The 18,060-nt window shown below is 43.5% G+C and carries 19 protein-coding genes, 1 tRNA gene and 1 pseudogene; 6 read left to right on the top strand and 15 right to left on the bottom strand.

Translation table 11 applies throughout. The features are described from left to right. Positions 1-74: 74 nt before the first annotated feature. Both ACQRBN_RS14605 and ACQRBN_RS14600 read right to left on the bottom strand, forming a co-directional pair. Positions 75-1,193 carry a phosphotransferase enzyme family protein gene (locus tag ACQRBN_RS14605; protein ID WP_427739752.1) on the bottom strand — a complete coding sequence of 373 codons (1,119 nt, stop codon included), beginning with the start codon at positions 1,191-1,193 and terminating at the stop codon, positions 75-77. Further along, the gene (locus ACQRBN_RS14600; protein ID WP_427739751.1) at positions 1,193-2,119 is read right to left on the bottom strand and encodes a sugar phosphate nucleotidyltransferase; all 927 of its coding nucleotides are present in this window, start codon (positions 2,117-2,119) and stop codon (positions 1,193-1,195) included. The genes ACQRBN_RS14605 and ACQRBN_RS14600 overlap by 1 nt, the downstream gene beginning before the upstream one ends. Before the next feature lie 250 nt (positions 2,120-2,369). Between ACQRBN_RS14600 and ACQRBN_RS14595 the strand changes: the two genes are divergently transcribed. Together ACQRBN_RS14595 and ACQRBN_RS14590 are read left to right on the top strand one after the other, a co-directional pair. Further along, positions 2,370-3,284 (top strand): AraC family transcriptional regulator, encoded by a 915-nt coding sequence (locus ACQRBN_RS14595; RefSeq protein WP_427739768.1) that lies wholly within the window; start codon positions 2,370-2,372, stop codon positions 3,282-3,284. 104 nt (positions 3,285-3,388) lie between these two features. Further along, positions 3,389-4,231 (top strand): AraC family transcriptional regulator, encoded by an 843-nt coding sequence (locus ACQRBN_RS14590; protein ID WP_427739750.1) that lies wholly within the window; start codon positions 3,389-3,391, stop codon positions 4,229-4,231. Between the two features lie 85 nt (positions 4,232-4,316). Here the strand turns inward: ACQRBN_RS14590 and gnpA are convergent, their stop codons facing one another. The 9 genes from gnpA to ACQRBN_RS14545 all read right to left on the bottom strand — a co-directional run bounded on the left by gnpA (position 4,317) and on the right by ACQRBN_RS14545 (position 12,142). Beyond that, positions 4,317-6,479 carry a 1,3-beta-galactosyl-N-acetylhexosamine phosphorylase gene (gnpA, locus tag ACQRBN_RS14585; RefSeq protein WP_427739749.1) on the bottom strand — a complete coding sequence of 721 codons (2,163 nt, stop codon included), beginning with the start codon at positions 6,477-6,479 and terminating at the stop codon, positions 4,317-4,319. 265 nt (positions 6,480-6,744) lie between these two features. Continuing rightward, complete coding sequence (nagB, locus tag ACQRBN_RS14580; RefSeq protein WP_427739748.1) at positions 6,745-7,476, bottom strand: glucosamine-6-phosphate deaminase; 732 nt, start codon at positions 7,474-7,476, stop codon at positions 6,745-6,747. Positions 7,477-7,560: 84 nt separating this feature from the next. Then, positions 7,561-8,172 (bottom strand): carbohydrate-binding family 9-like protein, encoded by a 612-nt coding sequence (locus ACQRBN_RS14575; protein ID WP_427739746.1) that lies wholly within the window; start codon positions 8,170-8,172, stop codon positions 7,561-7,563. A 239-nt stretch (positions 8,173-8,411) separates the two neighbouring features. Then, positions 8,412-8,678, bottom strand: a complete 267-nt coding sequence (gene rpsR / locus ACQRBN_RS14570; protein WP_016221384.1) for a 30S ribosomal protein S18 — start codon at positions 8,676-8,678, stop codon at positions 8,412-8,414. A gap of 177 nt (positions 8,679-8,855) precedes the next feature. Further along, on the bottom strand, positions 8,856-9,305 hold the full coding sequence (locus ACQRBN_RS14565; RefSeq protein WP_427739745.1) for a single-stranded DNA-binding protein: 450 nt from the start codon (positions 9,303-9,305) through the stop codon (positions 8,856-8,858). 21 nt (positions 9,306-9,326) lie between these two features. Then, positions 9,327-9,614 carry a 30S ribosomal protein S6 gene (gene rpsF / locus ACQRBN_RS14560; protein WP_427739744.1) on the bottom strand — a complete coding sequence of 96 codons (288 nt, stop codon included), beginning with the start codon at positions 9,612-9,614 and terminating at the stop codon, positions 9,327-9,329. A gap of 131 nt (positions 9,615-9,745) precedes the next feature. Then, complete coding sequence (locus tag ACQRBN_RS14555) at positions 9,746-9,940, bottom strand: DUF951 domain-containing protein (protein WP_427739742.1); 195 nt, start codon at positions 9,938-9,940, stop codon at positions 9,746-9,748. Continuing rightward, complete coding sequence (gene srtB, locus ACQRBN_RS14550; protein ID WP_427739741.1) at positions 9,940-10,746, bottom strand: class B sortase; 807 nt, start codon at positions 10,744-10,746, stop codon at positions 9,940-9,942. Before srtB ends, ACQRBN_RS14555 begins: the two co-directional genes overlap by 1 nt. Before the next feature lie 55 nt (positions 10,747-10,801). Next, a complete protein-coding gene (locus tag ACQRBN_RS14545) occupies positions 10,802-12,142 on the bottom strand; it encodes a serine dehydratase subunit alpha family protein (protein ID WP_427739740.1) in 1,341 nt (446 codons plus the stop codon). Positions 12,143-12,310: 168 nt separating this feature from the next. Between ACQRBN_RS14545 and ACQRBN_RS14540 the strand changes: the two genes are divergently transcribed. Genes ACQRBN_RS14540 through bilS form a run of 4 tightly spaced genes read left to right on the top strand, consistent with a single transcriptional unit; the run spans position 12,311 to position 15,012 of the window. Then, the gene (locus ACQRBN_RS14540; RefSeq protein WP_427739739.1) at positions 12,311-12,706 is read left to right on the top strand and encodes a hypothetical protein; all 396 of its coding nucleotides are present in this window, start codon (positions 12,311-12,313) and stop codon (positions 12,704-12,706) included. A gap of 12 nt (positions 12,707-12,718) precedes the next feature. Then, positions 12,719-13,663, top strand: a complete 945-nt coding sequence (locus ACQRBN_RS14535) for a DUF5685 family protein (protein ID WP_427739738.1) — start codon at positions 12,719-12,721, stop codon at positions 13,661-13,663. Continuing rightward, positions 13,660-14,448 (top strand): J domain-containing protein, encoded by a 789-nt coding sequence (locus tag ACQRBN_RS14530; protein ID WP_427739737.1) that lies wholly within the window; start codon positions 13,660-13,662, stop codon positions 14,446-14,448. Before ACQRBN_RS14535 ends, ACQRBN_RS14530 begins: the two co-directional genes overlap by 4 nt. Before the next feature lie 33 nt (positions 14,449-14,481). After that, positions 14,482-15,012, top strand: coding sequence for a flavodoxin family protein BilS (gene bilS / locus ACQRBN_RS14525; protein ID WP_427739736.1), 531 nt, complete (start codon positions 14,482-14,484; stop codon positions 15,010-15,012). Between the two features lie 88 nt (positions 15,013-15,100). Here the strand turns inward: bilS and ACQRBN_RS14520 are convergent. The 4 genes and pseudogenes from ACQRBN_RS14520 to ACQRBN_RS14505 form a co-directional block, all read right to left on the bottom strand. Next, positions 15,101-15,508 (bottom strand): annotated as a pseudogene (locus ACQRBN_RS14520) (sugar transporter); the annotation flags it as partial. 239 nt (positions 15,509-15,747) lie between these two features. After that, positions 15,748-15,818 (bottom strand) — tRNA-Cys (locus ACQRBN_RS14515). A gap of 50 nt (positions 15,819-15,868) precedes the next feature. Beyond that, complete coding sequence (locus ACQRBN_RS14510; RefSeq protein ID WP_427739735.1) at positions 15,869-16,507, bottom strand: lactate utilization protein; 639 nt, start codon at positions 16,505-16,507, stop codon at positions 15,869-15,871. A 139-nt stretch (positions 16,508-16,646) separates the two neighbouring features. Beyond that, a complete protein-coding gene (locus ACQRBN_RS14505; protein WP_427739734.1) occupies positions 16,647-17,786 on the bottom strand; it encodes a PucR family transcriptional regulator in 1,140 nt (379 codons plus the stop codon). Positions 17,787-18,060: the final 274 nt, after the last annotated feature.

Raw genomic sequence — 18,060 nt, 5'->3', positions numbered from 1 at the left:
CCTATCTATTTTCACTGTTCTTAACTGCAAGTCTCTTGCCTGCGAATTTATGATCGGATAAACTTTCTATTCTTCTAGCAATTGCTATACTTCTTCACGATCTCCTGCATGGTATCCCATTTCTGCTCCATGTCTTCTACCAGTTTAAACTGTGTTCTGCAACGGTCAAGATTGTGTCCCTCTCTGTGAATCTTGAAATAAGTATCCCCCTGAAGATAGTCGGTCAGGAAACGCATACCACACTCAAAGGTCATAACCTTCGCACCCATCGGCATCAATTCAATCTCCTTCTGCGTCAGTCTTCCTGCACATCCTTCGATGAATCCCTTCGCATACAGATCGAATAATTCCATGCTGCAGGATACCTTGTCAAGATCCTGTTCATCTTCTGCCGCCGTGCTGGCACCGAATCGGATGGAATCCCCAAAATCATTCATCGCAAGTCCTGGCATAACCGTATCAAGGTCGATCACACAGATTGCTTTTCCCGTCTCGTTGTCAATCATGATGTTATTCAATTTCGTATCGTTATGAGTTACACGAAGCGGCAGTTCTCCTTTATCCTGGAGTTCAGCGAAACAGTTGGCAACATCTTCATGATCCAGTACGAACTGAATCTCTTTTTGAACAGATGCTGCTCTTCCCATCACATCTTCCTCTACCGCTTTCTTGAATACAGCAAATCTCGCTCTGGTATCATGGAAGCCTTTGATCGTCTCATGCAATGTCTCTGCCGGATAATCTGCTAATAAACACTGAAAATTACCGAATGCAACCGCACTCTGATAGAAATGCTCCGGCTTCTCTACCTGGTCGTAACTGGTAGCATCTGTGATGAATCTGTAAGAGCGCCAGTAATCTCCTCTGGAATCGCGATAATATGGCTTGCCATCCAGGGCTGAGATTACATTCAGAGTCTCTCTCTCCGGATCTCCGTGATTCTCAATAATCTTATTACGAAGATGTGCGGTTACGCCCATAATATTTTCCATTAATTCCACTGGCTGGTTGAATATATCTTTGTTCATTCTCTGAAGAATAATCTTGATATTTCCCATTCCTGCGATCTCAAATATCAGCAGATAGGTGTCATTGATATGCCCACTTCCGTAAGCATTTCCCCTTACCAGTCTTCCTTCATACCGAAAATTAGCGATTGCTTCTGCAATCTGAATTGGCAATGTCTGTGTCATTACGCTTCCTCCCACAGATGTTCCGGATAGAGACCATCTTCTTTCATCTTCTTAATCGCTGCAACAACTACCGGCTTATCTTCCTTATATGTTACTCCATACCATTTGTCCGCAGACTTAAGAACTGCTACTGTCGCCTGGTCTGCCCCTAAAAGATTACTTACAACTGCTGGCAGGAAGTACTCGCATTTCATCGGGTTGCTCTTAAGCCCTTCTTCTAAGAATGCCGGGAATCCGTCTCTGATCTCAGTCAGGATGCTGTGAGTGAAGCCCCACATATTCATAGACACGATTGCATCTGCCGGAACAGATACCCAAGTCGTACCATCATCCTCTGTAAATGCGATTCCGCCGTCACGTTTCTCAATTCTGGTTCTTTCATGAATGCCGATCAATTCACCTTCCGCATTCATATCGCAGATACCGCGCGCCACATGTCCGTTATCCGTTACGGTATTGCCAAGCTGATATCCAACCATTGTGTAACGGTATTTGTCATCATCTTCATGAGCAACAAGATAATCATAGATTAACTGAAACGCTTCTCTTCCATAATAGTCGTCTGCATTGATTACTGCGAATGGTCCGTCAATCTGATCGATACAGCTAAGCACAGCGTGCGCTGTTCCCCATGGCTTCACACGTCCTTCCGGAACCTCGAAGCCTTCCGGAAGATTGGTCAGTTCCTGATATGCATAGGATACTTCCATATACTGTCCGATACGATCGCCAATCGCGCCCTTGAAGTCAGCCTCATTTTCCTTCTTAATAATGAAGATTACTTTCTCGAATCCCGCTCTTTTTGCATCATACATGGAAAAATCCATGATAATATGACCTTCTGCATCTACCGGGTCAATCTGTTTCAGTCCACCGTAGCGGCTCCCCATACCTGCCGCCATAATTACTAATACTGGTTTGTTCATTGTCTTTCCTCCACATCTGATATCCACTTCTAATTTCTGAGAAACTGTTTCCCTTATCTGCAATCATTGTATTACAAAGGCAGCCAAAAATCTTTATCTTATATTCTCCTTGATTTGCACAATCTGCATTTATGTTTTGCATTTTCCCTACAAAGGGGGTATTATATTTATATAGGCGTACGGAATCCCCCCCTTGCGGGAACGAGACAACGATATACTATGGCAGACAGCGCCGGGAAAGGACTACAACATGGGATATAACGGAATCACACTGAAAAATTCTATTTCCATCAGCAAGATATACAGCATTCATTATTTTGAATATATGAGTAATTTTTCTTTTGCAGGAGAATCGCATAACTTCTGGGAATTCATCTGTGTAGACAAGGGAGAAGTGGGGGTAACCGCCGGCAAGACCTATACGGTATTGAAGAAAGGCGATGTCGCCTTCCACCAGCCTAACGAATTCCACGATGTCAATGCTACCGGGAAGATCGCGCCGAATCTGGTCGTGATTGCCTTCCAATGCGATGATGAGGCTATGGACTTTTTCCGGGAACGAATCTTACGAATCGATGAAACGGAGCGTAATCTTCTTGCCAATATTATAATAGAAGCAAGACGATGCTTTGACTGTCGGCTGGACAATCCTTATCTTCAGAATATGCCTTTGAAAGAACCCGATATGTTCGCTGCCCAACAGTTGATCCGGCTCTATCTGGAGCATTTCCTGATTCATCTGATTCGGAGATACTCCAACCCAATCACACTTCACAAGCAACTTGTAAAATCTGAAGTTCCAAAAGCAACTAAGAGCAAGAGTGATGTCGAAGTGTTCAACAGGGTTGTCGATTATCTGGCAAGCCATCTGAATACAACCGTTACAATAGAACAGATCTGTAAGGACAACCTGATTGGGCGCTCACAACTTCAGAAGATCTTTAAAGAGCGATGTGATATGGGGATTATTGAGTATTTTACTTTAATGAAGATAAACGCTGCGAAAGAAATGATGCGGACGAATCATCTAAACTTTACCCAGATATCAGAACACCTAGGTTACTCTTCGATTCATTATTTTTCCAGGCAATTCAAGAAAGTGACGGGGATGACTCCTTCTGAGTATGCTTCATCGATTAAGGCGATGGCAGAAGGAAGTTTTTAAAAAGGGACACGGCAAATTCAAAAAGGGACACGGCAAATTAAATTGGGGACGGGGGAAATTGAGGTTTCCCCCGTCCCCTCCCCAGACTTAACTCAGGAGGTATTATGCCATATCAAAGATATAAATTCGACGCAACTGAATGTAGTTCCAAGATTCTAGATGATATTGACATCCAGTTATTGTACATTACACGTTCCGGCTACGACCGGCACTGGCAGAGCGTAATGCACTCACACCCATTTACCGAATTCTTCTACGTAGTCTCCGGCATGGGCAAGTTCAACATAGAGGGGAAGTCATTTTCCGTGAAAGAGGATGACTTCGTCGTCATCAACCCGAATGTAATGCACACGGAATTCGCCGATGGAAAGAACGCCCTTGAATATATCGTACTCGGCATTGAAGGGATCTCTTTTCAGCAATCCTCACACAACAAGGACTACAGCCTCTACAACCTGAAGAATCAGAGAAACGAGATACTGTTCTACCTGAAATCCATTATCCAGGAACTGCATGAGAAGAAGGAAGGGTATGTAGATATCTGCATGGATCTGCTGGAGGTCTTCATCCTTCTGCTGCGCCGAAGCACGAAGTCGACGCTGACATTCCCCTCTGTCAACAAGATCTCACGGGAATGCCGCTTCATCGAACAATATCTAGACGAACATTTTGCAGACGATATTACATTGGAGACGCTGAGTACCCTCACCCATATGAACAAATATTATATGGTACATGCGTTCAAGAAATATAAGGGGATATCACCTATTAATTACCTGACATACCGACGGATAGCCGAAGCAAAACATCTGCTCGAATCGACCAATTATCCTATCGCCAAGATTGCAGACGCTACCGGCTTCTCATCGCAGTCGTATTTTTCACAGGTATTTCGCAAAGAGACAGGGGTATCCCCTATCCAATACCGCAAGTTGGGGACGCAGTAAAAGTGCATTTTACTACGTCCCCAATTAACAAATGTCCTGTACCTTTTTGGAAAATGTCCTATACCCAAATGTATATTATCGTCCTCTAGATCTCATACCAGATAATCTCATTCGCATCCAGTTCTACATCAAAGGAACTTCCGTCCCCCTTATAAACCGTGGTCTTCTGCGGCTCGTACGTATTATTTACCACACAATACTTGCCATTTGCAACATAAGCGTGTACTTCCACATTATAGTTGCTGCTGAACCACCGATGCAATTCGCCTTCAGAACCGGAAGCCCAAAGAATTGCCCTGTAGAGAAGCCGGCTATTTTCAAAACTATACGGAAGTCCGCTGATATAAACACCACGGCCTTCGCCGAACTCATTTGCCGCAAGCTGTACTTCTTTATCAATCTGCTTAATCACAGTCGTTCCATCCAACGCAAAGATATTCTTCTTGCCTTCGCCAAAATCAATCTCGCCTTCGCAATCCTCAGTAATGAAGTGGTCATGCTCCTCCCAGTTATATTTATCCACATTCAAGGTGAAGCCAGTCTCCTCTTCCACGCCAAGAACTCCTGACAACTGGAAGAATCTTCCCTGCCACTGGTATGCTGCCGGCTCGCCGACACCAATGAAGCCGCCCCCCTGATAAATAAAGCGCTTAATTGCAGTAACGATGGTCTCGTCTTTCCAGTTCTCGCCACCTGTGTATGCAGTATAAGCATCACCCACATTCAGAATCACATCAATATCATCCAGGATAGCCGGATTCTCTCTGATATCGTCAAAAGAAATATATACAACATCAAATGGCGCACCGCTTAATGCCTCTATGATTCCTGCATAAGAATAATTCTGCTTATGATAGATTGCGTGATGTACCATATGATTGCCCCATGCACGCATCTTGCCCCAACTGTTCAGCACAGCAACCTTCTTCACGCAATATGGAACCGTACCCTTGATATTATCATACAGTGTACGGAATTCCTGACAAACTTCCTCCACATAGTCAATGAATTCCGGGAATTCCATCGCAAGTTTCAGATATCCGCCATATCCGATCCTGTCGATTGGCTTTCTAAGAATCGCTCTTCTTGCCGTTACCCAATTGACCTTCGCCTCTTTTACCGGATCACCACCCTCGTGGAAAGTATCCGGGAAGAAATACGGAAGGAAACGTCCTTCAATATATTTTACCCCTTCAATATCACTAAGGAGTCTGAGTGTCGCACCATTTCCCACGCTTCCCACTACAGCATCAAGTCCAATACTCTTGAATTCATCCATGAAAGGCTCCATGCCAATCCAGTGATCTCCCAGGAACATCATCGCTTCCTTGCCGCACTCATGCGTAATATCTACCATCTGCTTTGCAAGGCGCGCCACTTCCCTTCTCTGGAATGCCTGGAAGTCCTGGAATTCCTTAGATGGAACGCGATACGTATTGTTCATATAACCCTGATCAATAATGTATTCCGGACGGAATTTGTAGCCCACTTCTTCCTCAAACTGTTCTAAGATATATGGGCTTACAGATGCGGAATAGCCATACCAGTCTACATATTTTTCTCTTGCAAATTCATCAAAGATCAGCGTAAACTGATGGAAGAATGTAGTGTACCGGATTACGTCAATGTGCGGATTATCCTGAATATATTTTCTCAGGCGCTCCATCGAATATGCCTTGGTCTTCGGCTGGCGCACATCAAAAGTAATCTGCTTCTCAACGCCTTTCCAGTCGTTGGTCACTGCATTGTACATATGCACCGGATCCCACATGATATATGCAAGAAAACTTACGGTATAATCATGAAACTGCTTTGTGCGAAGGATTCTCACATCACCCTTCTCTTCATCATATTCCCAATCCTCTGTTGGTACGACTTCCCCTGTTGTACGGTCAATAACTTCCCACCATCTCTTGATGTCATCGCGTGAATTCACCGCCAGCATATCCGGATACAGGTGGTTCATCAGATGGATCTCCAAAGTATCCCCTACCGCATTATAGAACGGGGTCATAATATACATCTGCTGGATCTCATCCGGGTTTGCTTTCGCCCATTCATTATCTTTTCTCGTAGTATAGTAAGTAGAATATACCTTTGCATCCACATTTCTTAACTCTTCCGGATATTCAGTTCCGTCACAGTCACGGATTGCATCTGCTCCCCAGCGTTTTACAAGTTCCAGGGTCTCCGGAACCACATCTACATCCGTCGGGATTGTTACTCGTCCTCTTGTATTCTCGCTCATCTTTCTTCCGTCCTTTCTTTGTTTTTATATAATATACAATACTTACTTTTTCTTAAATGGTCAATCTTGTTATTGCTATGTTTTTTAGATATATTGCTTTTTATGAAATCTCTTGTATTTTCTTAAAATTTTAACGTTGACAGAATCTGCTGCTGACCAGCGTGCCCCAGTTTCGCTGGAAATACGGCAGTAAAAAGGAGACAGTCTCCTGCCTCCTGATACTTCATTCTATATCCTGCTTGATTCTCTCCTAATGCATTCCTACTTACTGCGGAATCTTAGAAAGTGCTGCTTCATCGCCCACCAGTGTCACATCATTATGCATCTGAAGAATAGATGCCGGAACTGCCGGCGTTACCGGACCGAAGAATGCCTTCGCCACGATATCTGCTTTATCTTCCCCACTTACAACTACCAGAATCTTCTTCGCCTGCATGATCGTCTTAATTCCCATGGTATATGCCTGTCTCGGCACTTCATCTGCGGAAGCAAAGAAACGCTTATTCGCTTCAATCGTTCTCTCTTGTAGATTCACACAATGTGTCTCTTTCTCGAACACTTCCCCTGGCTCATTGAATCCGATATGACCATTATGTCCAAGTCCCAAAAGTTGAAGGTCTACGCCACCCAGAGAGTGAATCAGTTCCTCATATCTTGCACATTCCTTCTCGCTGTCTGGCTCCATTCCGTCCGGAAGATGCGTGCTCTCAGGATTCACGTTCACTCGATCGAACAGATTCTGATGCATAAAATAATAATAACTCTGGTCATTCGTTCTAGGCAACCCCTTATACTCATCCAGATTAACTGTAGTTACTCCTGAAAAATCCAGATCCCCTTTCTTATACCACTCTACCAGCTGCTGATAAGTGCCAATTGGAGTAGAGCCTGTTGCCAGCCCCAGCACACAATCCGGCTTCATAATTACCTGTGCAGAGATAATATTAGCCGCCTTCCTGCTCATATCCTTGTAGTCCGTTGCTTTGTAAATCTTCATAACATACCTCCTGATATTTCATTACTTTTTATTGCATTTAATATTGCTTACTTTATTCAAATTCCTTACATCTTCTACTATCTGTCACCGTACGATCTCTGCCCCACCAAAGAATTCCGGCATATGAAAACTAGGAATATCCGACCGAATCGGAAAACACGAAGCATAATGTTCAACCGCCTTCGTCTCAGAGATCTTATAGAAATTACAGGTAAACTTGCTTCCCACATCCAGATTCAGTGGTCCATATACCCGATATAACACCTTTAACGGAATCCGAAGGCTGACACTCCAGAACTCCTCTTCTATCTTCGCCCTACAGCCGAACACTTCCCCTTCCTCCTTGGAGAAATGACTCCGATACATCCGCTCCGAACCATACGCCGCCAGCAAGGCTCCATTAGCATTCGCCTCAAAATTCATATAGATCGGAACGCCCTCGTTCCCCTTTCTTGTATCAAACTGGAAGAACGCTTCCATCGCGCTATCCCGATAGACCGGATCAAAATCCTTCATATACTTGCGAAGAGGTTCCTTCTCCTCGCACACCATCTTCAGATAGAATCCATCTCCCGGCACGAATCCAAGATAACCATAAGTCTTCGGAATCTCTTTCGTTCCCCACAAAAGACATTCCACACGAAATGGAGATACCCGCTCCAATTCCGCCGCATTACTGATTGCTTTCACCTTCATAGATAACATCCTCGCTTATTTTAAGTTCTCTTATTACTTTTTCAGCATTCTGTCTCTACACTTTTACGGTATCTTTAATGTATCAAAAAAGGGGAATAAAAACAAGATTATGCCAACATAAAGTCACGAACGTACAAAAAAAGTCGCCAATTGTGCTAAAATTAAAAAAGGGACACGGCAAATTAAAAACCGCCGCTATATAAAACAGCGGCGGTTCCAACTCATACTATATTCAATAATTATTCCTGTACGTATGGCATCAAAGCAATATGACGTGCTCTCTTGATTGCTACTGTAAGAGCTCTCTGGTGCTTTGCACAGTTACCTGTAATTCTTCTTGGAAGAATCTTTCCTCTTTCAGAGATGTACTTTCTTAACTTTGCTACATCCTTGTAATCGATCTCGTTATTCTCTTTACCACAGAATACACATACTTTTTTTCTTCTGCGTCCGCCGCCTCTTCTCTTGAAGCCGCCTTCTGGACGATTGCCTTTATCGTAAGCCATCTTGGTCTCCTCCTTTTTATTTGAAGTTCTGCTTCGTTTCACTCACCAGAACGGCCTTCTCACTAACATTGTAACATCCTTCAACTAAGTTCGAAAACACCTCACCAAGTTTCAAGATGGACTTTCACACTAGACTCATCTTTGCTTCACCAAGTGTTCAATGCCAGTGTTCAGTGCCTAATTAAACGGTAATTCCTCATCAATTCCATCCGGAATATTCATGAAGCCGTCGCCCGCATCAGAAACTGGTGCCGGTGCCGGTGTGGGAGCCGCCGAACGGTAACTTCCGATATTAGCATCGCTTGAAGCCTTGCTCTCAGCAAATTCCTGCTCTTCTACAACAACCTCTGTCGTGTAGACCTTCACGCCATCTCTGTTCGTGTAACTGCCCGTCTGGATACGTCCGCTAATTACAACTTTCAACCCCTGACGGTAATACTTCTCAGCATGCTCTGCCTGTCTTCCAAATGCCACGCAACTGATAAAATCTGCAGTTGCTTCTCCATCACGTCTGAATCTCCGGTCAACAGCCAATGTGAATCTCGCGATTGCCAAAGAGTTCTCTCCCTGTGAATATCTCACTTCAGGATCTCTTGTTAAGCGTCCCATCAAAATTACTTTATTCATATAATTACCTCTACTTCCTGCTTATGCTTCCTGTCTAACGCATAAATATCTGATCACGTTGTCCATGATGCGAATTCTCTGCTCGATTTCGCCTGGAGTCTCAGCATCAGATTCGAAGTGGATGAAATAGTAGTATGCTTCTTTCATCTTCTGAATTTCGTAAGCTAATCTTCTCTTACCCCATTCATCGACGTCTGAGATCTGACCACCGAAACGTTCAACTAATGCTTTTACTTTTTCGATAACCTGTGCTCTCTCGTCATCTTCGATTTTTGCACTGACAACAACAGCTAATTCATATTTGTTCATGTCGTCTTTGCACCTCCTTCTGGTCTTTTGGCCCCCGCTCAGTTTATGTGGGAGCAAGGATTACCTGCCGGTCACAGCCGACAGATTTCATGTATCACGGTTAAATATGATACCATAATCTACCGCTTGTTTCAAGCCTTTTTCTTCAAATCTTTTGTGTTTTTTTCCACCAATCTACGTGCAATCATAATCTGATGCCCGCACCCCAGGCATTTTAAACGAAAATCCGCTCCAACACGCAATATCTCCCATTCTTTACTTCCACATGGGTGCTGTTTCTTCATCGTCACGATATCTCCAACTTCGTAAACATATCCACTCTTCATTACTCGTCTGCGCCCCCTTCTTCTCTCACTCCACGAACCACGAACCGGTGATTGTCGCTGGCGCTGGTACAGGTTGACAGTGTAACAATCGTATCATTCGTTGTCACCTCTACTCCAGTATCGTACAGCGCCACTTCCTTTGTCATATTAAGGAATGCCTGATACTCTTCTTCTGTACCGAATACCGTAAGATATGTATCTGATGTATCTTCTACTTCGCCTACCGAATAGATATGATACTTCATCTCACTGCCGTCAGGCGTGTAGATATAAAAATACGGATTCGCCTCCCAGAATGACTGATCTTCATAGTCCTGCAAATGCCGGAACATAGAACCATCCTTCATTCGATGCCCGTATATGATCGAATTCTTATCTGTAAAAGCCGGGCTATTATCCACATTCAGGAAAATGGCTCCCAAAGTGTTCTCATTTGACGAAAATGTTTTCTTCAAATACTCACTGTTATTACTCCCCTGAACGATCGGGTAACTAATAACAGACGGCTCAGGATCAAACCGTATCCAGCCTATCGTATCAGGATTGATCTTCAGCAGTTCGTCAAAATTCACCTGGAATCTCGCCTGCTCTTCCTCTCCATTCTTTTTACCTTCCGTCTCAATCGCCAAGTCCCGGATCTTATCGTATTCACTTCTGCCATCGTAATAGCCCTTCATTATTCGAAATAATTGAAACGCCGATACACAGAATACGATAATCGCGATCACAAGTATCATATTCGATATGATACTGCTTTTTTGTTTCCTTCTGCGTCCTCTGTGATATTTCCTTTTATTCTCTCCCATTCTGCCCCACCTTCTCTGCCTCTTCTATTTCTACTCTTTATCCCTGCTCTTTAGTCTACTTCTGCTCCATAATCTCTACAATCGTCTTCTCCGTCTGCACCATTCCGGGAGATGCAATCATCCCCATATGTCTCATGGTATCCTCCGGCGTCCTTCCGTTAATTCCATGGATGCTCTCAATGCATATACCATCCATCGCCAGTTCCACTGCCCGAAACGCCGCATCTACCGCAACAATTCCCTTCATCGCACATCCATGATTTCCGCCGTCACAGATCATTCCCGTAAGACCACTCGCCATATTCTGAATCACCATCGTGATGATAGTTTCATCTGCTCCCCGCATATACGCAAGACCACATGCCATACCGGTTCCCGCCGCAATTCCACATCCGCAGAATGCAGATAACCTGCCGGAATATTCCTTGATATACATGGTAATCAGATAACTCAGTGCCGTTGCCCTTAAAAGCATGACATCCTCTTCCTGCATGTCTTCCGCCGGCATCTTCGATTCACAATTCACCTTATATTCTGCCAAAAGCGGCATCGTCGCAATAATCCCATGTGCTCCGCTTCCGGTAATACTCATCGCCGGACGGCTAAGTCCCAGCACCCTTGCTTCAATCGCTCCATTGCATAGAAGTTGGGCTGTATCCAGCACATGGCTTGAGAACATCTGCTCCCCATTCTTTTGAAACAAGCGTTTTGCAATCGTTGCCCGATCAGATGCCAGTCCTTCTTCAAGCAGTTCCATGTTCATGGCGAATGCGTCCCTTATAAATGCAAGTTCTTCCAGCGATACATGCTCCACATATTCAAGTATGTCTTTCAGCGAATATCTGTGTATCGCAGGAATCGCACTCCCCTCTGCGCCCTCCTGTCCATACTCCAACGCATCTACGGATACATCGCCCTCTTCAGAACGATTTTCCACATAGATCTGCTCCCCATTCTTCTCAATCGAAACAATATGGGTATGACTGTCTCTGATAGACACCATACAGGTATCCGCCTGCGTCTCTACCGTAGCATCGATCCTAATTCTTGAGTCGATACAATCCACCAGCGCCTCTACTTTCCCGTCTTCTACCATCTTCGCTGCCATCTCGTCATCCTCAGGCGTAATATTCGCCAGAGACTCCAAACCCTTCCCCGCATCCGCAGCCACCGCGCCAAGCGCTGCCGCATACAGATTGCCGAATCTGGAGGAATTCGGGATTCCACAAGTATAAGCATTCTTATACATACCGGAATTCATCCGCACCCGTACCCTCTTTATCTCTCCCGTCACATGGCTTCTTGCACTGGCGACCGCATACGCAATGGCTCCAGGCTCCGTCACGCCAAGCGCAGGTTTCATATCCTCTTTTATCAATCTGGTCAACTCGTTCATACATCTTCCCCTATATGCTTTCGTTCTTATCTTCCTGACCAGTATAACACACCCTTACACAAAATAGGTTTGCAAGTCTAAAAACTTTATATATTTTTTATTGGCAGTTTATTGACTTTAAACCCATACGGCGTATGATTGGTAATATATTTAGGAGGTTGATTTGATTTGAAAGAGAAACTGATTCGATTCATGTATGGACGCTACGGGGTTGATTCCCTGGGAAAATTCACAATTATTACCGGGCTTGCCGCTATGATCCTTGCCGGATGGACTGACAGTATGCTTCTGTCCCTCTTATCCTGGTGCCTGATCATCTATTCTTATTTCCGCATGTTTTCAAAGAACATCTATAAACGTTCTTCTGAAAACCAATGGTATCTGAATAAGACCTATAAACTCCGCACATTTTTCTATCGTCAGAAGAATATGATGGCACAGCGCAAGACCCACCACATCTACAAATGCCCTACTTGCAAGCAGAAAATCCGTATTCCCAGAGGTAAGGGCAAGATTGAGATCCGCTGCCCCAAATGCAACACAACATTTATCAAAAAGAGCTGACGAGGAGCACCTATGTTTGGATATATTGCAATTAACAAAGCAGAGATGAAGTTCAAAGATTACGACATGTACCATTCTTACTATTGCGGTCTTTGCAAACGCCTGAAGGAATGCTATGGTATTAGAGGTCAGGTTACTCTTTCTTATGATATGACCTTCCTCATCGTGCTTCTTACCGGGCTCTATGAACCCGAGACGAAGTTGGAGGTAGTGAACTGCATTGCACATCCACTGGAAAAACATGCTGCCAGAACCAATAAGTTCACCGACTACGCTGCTGCAGTCAATCTCATTCTATCTTATTATAAATGCAAAGATGACTGGGAGGACGAGCATAAGAAGAAAAGCCGTCTCGGTGCCAAATTGTTAAACTCTAAGATGAAAGACATCCAAAAGACCTATCCCGACAAAATCGCTGTCGTCTCTAAGAATCTGAAACATCTGTCCATTCTCGAACAGGAGAATGAACGTAACCTTGATCTGATGGCAGGACTTTTCGGAAATATCATGGCTGAACTTTTTGCCATGCGTCAAGATGAGTGGGAGCCTTCTCTTCGCAAGATTGGATTCTTCCTTGGCAAATTCATCTACCTGATGGATGCTTACGAAGATGTGGAAAAAGATATTCGGTCAGGAAATTATAATCCTTTTAAAGAGGGATTCCAGAACAATGAACATTTTGCAGAAGATTGCAAGCAGTTATTAACTCTGATGATGGCAGAATGCTCCAGGGAATTCGAGAAACTGCCGATTCTTCTTCATGCAGATATTCTTCGCAATATCCTATACTCCGGCGTCTGGTGCCGCTACACCGAAGTAACCGCCAAACGTCTGGACGCACCAGTCGACCTGCCAGAGGAGACTGAGCATAATCAGCAGGAGCCTTACCAGACGGATGCCGGGGATAATACAGATCCTGACCGTAATCATTCAGATACAGGAGAACAACAATCATGACAGATCCATATAGCGTCTTAGGCATATCACGCGATGCCTCTGACGAAGAGATTAAAAAAGCATACCGGAACTTAAGCCGCAGATATCATCCGGACGCTAATATTAATAATCCTAATAAAGACCAGGCAGAAGCCAAATTCAAAGAAGTACAGCAGGCATACCAGCAGATCATGCGCGAGCGGGAGTATGGAACTTCCGGCGGGTATGGCAGTTATGGCTCCGGCAGTAGCGGCTCCGACGGATATGGTTCCGGCAGTTATGGTCCTGGCGGGTATGGCTCCGGAGGATATGGTGGATTCGGAGGATTCGGCGACTTTGGCGATTTCGGAAGTTTCCGCGGTTTCGCGGGACAATATCGTCAGGCGAATTCCGGTGCAACCGAGAGCGAAGAAGACCTTCATATGAAAGCTGCCGCTAATTTTATTAACAGCAGGCATTATCAGGAAGCACTGAACCTGTTAAATGGTATCAAAGACCGAGGTGCCCAGTGGTATTATTATAGCGCCCTGGCGAATTCCGGTATGGGCAACAATGTGATTGCCTTACAGCATGCCAAAGAAGCACTTCGCCTTGAACCCGATAATTTTCAGTATCAGATGTTAGTGAACCGATTCGAAAGCGGCGGCAGTTGGTATCAGCAGCAACAGGGACCATACCAGACGACATTTACCGGCAGCAGTGGTCTATGTATGAAACTCTGTATTGCCAATCTCATGTGCAATCTGTGCTGCGGCGGCAGCGGTCTGTGTTGTGGCGGCGGCGGAATGCCTGGCGGGTATATCTAATGTCAATTCATTTATATTAGGAAGGGACTGATTGTGGTGTTAGAATATTTGGTATTATATCAAAGCGAATCCGGAAATACGAAGAAACTCGCAGCAACCATCTTCTCACATCTTCCAGGCAATTCAAAAGACCTGATCGATATTACAACTAACAAGACAATTCCGGAAGCGCGCATATACTTTATCGGTTTTGGCGTCCGCTGCGGAACTTGCAGCATGACAGTCAGTGATTTTCTGAATGACTTAAGTGGCAAATGCATTGCACTCTTCGGAACCTGCGGTATGGGTGATTCGCCCGAATACTACAGTGCTATCGCACAGAGCGCCAGCGCCTGGATCGAATCTGACAACGCCTATCTGGGCGCCTTCATCTGCCAGGGCAAGATGCCTCAGAAAGTCCGTCAGAAATACGAAGCTATGCGTACTGCCGAGAATTCCGCTCAGATGGATATGTGCATCCGTAATTTTGATGAGGCACTGACACATCCTGATAGTCTGGATTTCGAACATGCAAAGGTATTCGTAAATAAAATATTGAAAAAAATAGAGGCGGAAGAGTATTGATTTTTCCCGCCTTTATAGATATCTCTGATATAAAAATGGTGCCGGAAGATTAACTCCGGCACCTTCATATTATACTAACTTTTTACTAGATAGGAAGTTCAAGATAAATATCTTTTCCTTCTTTGATAGAGATTACAACTTTTCCACTTCTGATAGTTGCAACTGCTCCCTGAACGCTTCCTGCTACTGCAGGTGCAGCTTCTTCTGGCGCTGCCTCTTCCTCTGCCGGCTCTTCTGCTGCTACTTCTTTGATACCATCTACGTTATCAACAGTTAATGGACATAAGGAATCGCTTGTCTTTGTTAATTTTGCCCCCAATACCTGCTCGATTGTCAGACATCCGTCCAGATTTAATAATCCTGAATCAACTAATTCGTCGAAGATTGCTGGATCTTCAAGGTTAGCTGGCTCGATTGTAATGCCCGCCTCTGCTCTACAACATAATACTGCTGGATCTTTCGCATGAGCTTTCGCGGTTTCAGCTGTAATAGACATGGTAATTACCTCCTCTTCAATTTATACGCTATCTTTAGTATAGCCAGTGAAGTGATTGAATTCCAATTGATTTTTTTAATAAACCAGTATATTTATAGAGTTTTTGAATGTGTTTATCCTTAATTTTCTATAAGATATCCTCACTATAGAATGAATATCTATAACGGGCTCAGCATAGTTTTTACCGCTAACAAAAAAATACCGCATCCTTTTATTCTAAAGGGTACGGTATTTTTCAGAGGCGCCAACCAGATTTGAACTGGTGATAGAGGTGTTGCAGACCTTTGCCTTACCACTTGGCTATGGCGCCTTATCAAGCACTTACTTATTATAGCAAATGCTTGAGTCTAAGTCAAGGGGTTAAAACCCTAATTCTTCATTTACCAGAATTACCTTGATGCGCTTTGGCTTCTTAGAGAACCTGGTAATCAGTATCTGGCAGCAGATCGTATCCGGCGACTTGCAATCAAAACAACTTCCAGTCTTAGCACACGGCGTATCCAGTCCGAATCTCTGCGCATTGATCGGCGCCGCTTCATTCCTTGCTCTTGACATGGCATTATCCACATCTTTTACAACCTTATTCATCCCGATAATCATCAGAACATTTCTTGGACCCGCTGCAATTGCAGATACCCGGTTCGCCATTCCATCTATATTTACCATAACACCGTCTTCTGTGATTGCATTAGCACTCGTCAAGAAGTAATCGCAATCGTATGCCGCCAATTCCATCTTACGCTTCTCTTCCGGTCCTTGTGCGGTGTCTCTGTTGTATACGGTATAATTGCCTTCACAGACCGTATTCTTCAGCCCGATCTCATTCACAGACATAGAGCCTCCCCATGAGATACTGCTTCCTTCAGGAATCCATTCCAAAGCCTTCGCAAGAGCCTCTTCTTTGGTCTCGGCATAATAGCCTTCCATGTTGCGGGATTCTAAGCCTTTTATAATCCGCTCACTTAATAATTTATTTCTTTTTATGCGATTCTGATCCATGTTCTTAAGCCTCCTTTGTATTGTATGCACGTTAATGACATTATATCACATTTTGCAATTGGGGACAGGGCAAATTCAAAAAGGGACACGGCTATTTGAATTGGGGACGTGGGAAATCGAGATTTCCCCCGTCCCCTCCCTAGAAGAACCCAGTTCCCAAACGCAGAATATATATCGCCACCATAATCTTCGTACGGTTCTCATTACTTAAAATATCATACCCCAACACTTCTTTAATCTTATTCAACTTATATGTCAGTGTATTCTTATGGCAATACAATGCCTGAGAAGTGTGTATAATACTACATTCGTTCTCAAAATATGCCTCTAATATCTCCATATAATTTGTTTCCTGCTCCTTGTCATATTCCATAAGTTTTCCGAGTGTCTCTTGGACAAAAGCAGGATAGATGGATTTTTCTTTGACGTCTGCCAAAAGTTTATAGATGCCCAATTCATCATAACTAAGCAGATTCTTAGGAATCGCTGTCTTCGTCAGATCATATGCAGTATATGCATTCTCATAGGATCTGTGAATATCTGTAATGCGAGATGCAAGCGTGCCGATTCCTATATATACATTGGGATCATCCTGACAGAATTTTTGGCATTCTTTTTCAATCTGCGGGATCGGATAACTGGCTGTCAATATTGTCAAGCGGCCTTTCTCTTCATATACGATTACATTTTTGAAAATATATCTAAGAGATTTTTCAATCTTTGTCAGTTTTTCATTCCCTGTATCGCTATCATATGCGTGACAACTGAGCATAATCACTGCATATGACATATTCCTGAAGAATCCATTCCTTTCAAAATGGCTTAGATACAGTTCTTCATTCTGCGGATAAAAGATTGCATTCTTGAATGCTGTAATCAGATTCGTCTCTCTTTGCTCGTTCTTCAGCAGAATCTCTGCAAACAGGCGCATGATATCAATATATGGGGTATCCCATGAGGCTGAAAAGATAGGGAAGCGGATTGCATTGCAGTAGTCAATAATATCCTGCGAAAACATCCTATTATCGCGAAATGAAATGATTAGACCTCCTGCATGTACTTTGTTCAATTCTGTGATATAAGTTTTCAGCCATTTCTCTGATTGGTAACTCAACCCTGAATTGAAAACCAGTTCATCGCCATGCAGTAATTGTATAAAATCTATCTCCTCCACCATATGCATCCAGACGATTGTCTTATCAAAACAACTATTCGTGTGAAGTTTAACATTATATTTTTCGGGTAGTTCTACATACAGTCGCATCAATTCTACTGCCATCACTCTGCCTCCTTTTTAATTTCCTTTTACATTATTTATTAATCATAATATATCATTTTTGTACTTTACACACAATTATTTTATGATTTTCTGTCTTTAAAAACTATTTTCAAAGATATAACTCCATGCTATATTGTCCTTAGAACACAAATAACGCTTATTAGCGACCTCGATTTTTGTAGTTCTAATTTCATAACTCTAGATTGTTTTATAAAAAGCCCCCAAAGCATTCGCTTTGAGGTCTTTTTCATTTTCATTAATATATTTCAATTGG

It is taken from the genome of Bariatricus sp. SGI.154, from assembly GCF_050313795.1.
Classification (GTDB): Bacteria; Bacillota; Clostridia; order Lachnospirales; family Lachnospiraceae; genus CAMBRQ01.
This window is presented reverse-complemented; position numbering and strand designations above follow the sequence as displayed.

Coding starts and splice junctions, on each gene's coding strand:
- rpsF (WP_427739744.1), bottom strand. CDS start 9,614: ATGAACAAATATGAATTAGCTGTTGTTGTCAGTGCAAAAATCGAAGAT.
- ACQRBN_RS14595 (WP_427739768.1), top strand. CDS start 2,370: ATGGGATATAACGGAATCACACTGAAAAATTCTATTTCCATCAGCAAG.
- ACQRBN_RS14510 (WP_427739735.1), bottom strand. CDS start 16,507: ATGGATCAGAATCGCATAAAAAGAAATAAATTATTAAGTGAGCGGATT.
- ACQRBN_RS14575 (WP_427739746.1), bottom strand. CDS start 8,172: ATGAAGGTGAAAGCAATCAGTAATGCGGCGGAATTGGAGCGGGTATCT.
- ACQRBN_RS14555 (WP_427739742.1), bottom strand. CDS start 9,940: ATGAAGAGTGGATATGTTTACGAAGTTGGAGATATCGTGACGATGAAG.
- ACQRBN_RS14590 (WP_427739750.1), top strand. CDS start 3,389: ATGCCATATCAAAGATATAAATTCGACGCAACTGAATGTAGTTCCAAG.
- srtB (WP_427739741.1), bottom strand. CDS start 10,746: ATGGGAGAGAATAAAAGGAAATATCACAGAGGACGCAGAAGGAAACAA.
- ACQRBN_RS14505 (WP_427739734.1), bottom strand. CDS start 17,786: ATGGCAGTAGAATTGATGCGACTGTATGTAGAACTACCCGAAAAATAT.
- gnpA (WP_427739749.1), bottom strand. CDS start 6,479: ATGAGCGAGAATACAAGAGGACGAGTAACAATCCCGACGGATGTAGAT.
- rpsR (WP_016221384.1), bottom strand. CDS start 8,678: ATGGCTTACGATAAAGGCAATCGTCCAGAAGGCGGCTTCAAGAGAAGA.
- nagB (WP_427739748.1), bottom strand. CDS start 7,476: ATGAAGATTTACAAAGCAACGGACTACAAGGATATGAGCAGGAAGGCG.
- ACQRBN_RS14605 (WP_427739752.1), bottom strand. CDS start 1,193: ATGACACAGACATTGCCAATTCAGATTGCAGAAGCAATCGCTAATTTT.
- ACQRBN_RS14565 (WP_427739745.1), bottom strand. CDS start 9,305: ATGAATAAAGTAATTTTGATGGGACGCTTAACAAGAGATCCTGAAGTG.
- ACQRBN_RS14600 (WP_427739751.1), bottom strand. CDS start 2,119: ATGAACAAACCAGTATTAGTAATTATGGCGGCAGGTATGGGGAGCCGC.
- ACQRBN_RS14535 (WP_427739738.1), top strand. CDS start 12,719: ATGTTTGGATATATTGCAATTAACAAAGCAGAGATGAAGTTCAAAGAT.
- ACQRBN_RS14530 (WP_427739737.1), top strand. CDS start 13,660: ATGACAGATCCATATAGCGTCTTAGGCATATCACGCGATGCCTCTGAC.
- ACQRBN_RS14545 (WP_427739740.1), bottom strand. CDS start 12,142: ATGAACGAGTTGACCAGATTGATAAAAGAGGATATGAAACCTGCGCTT.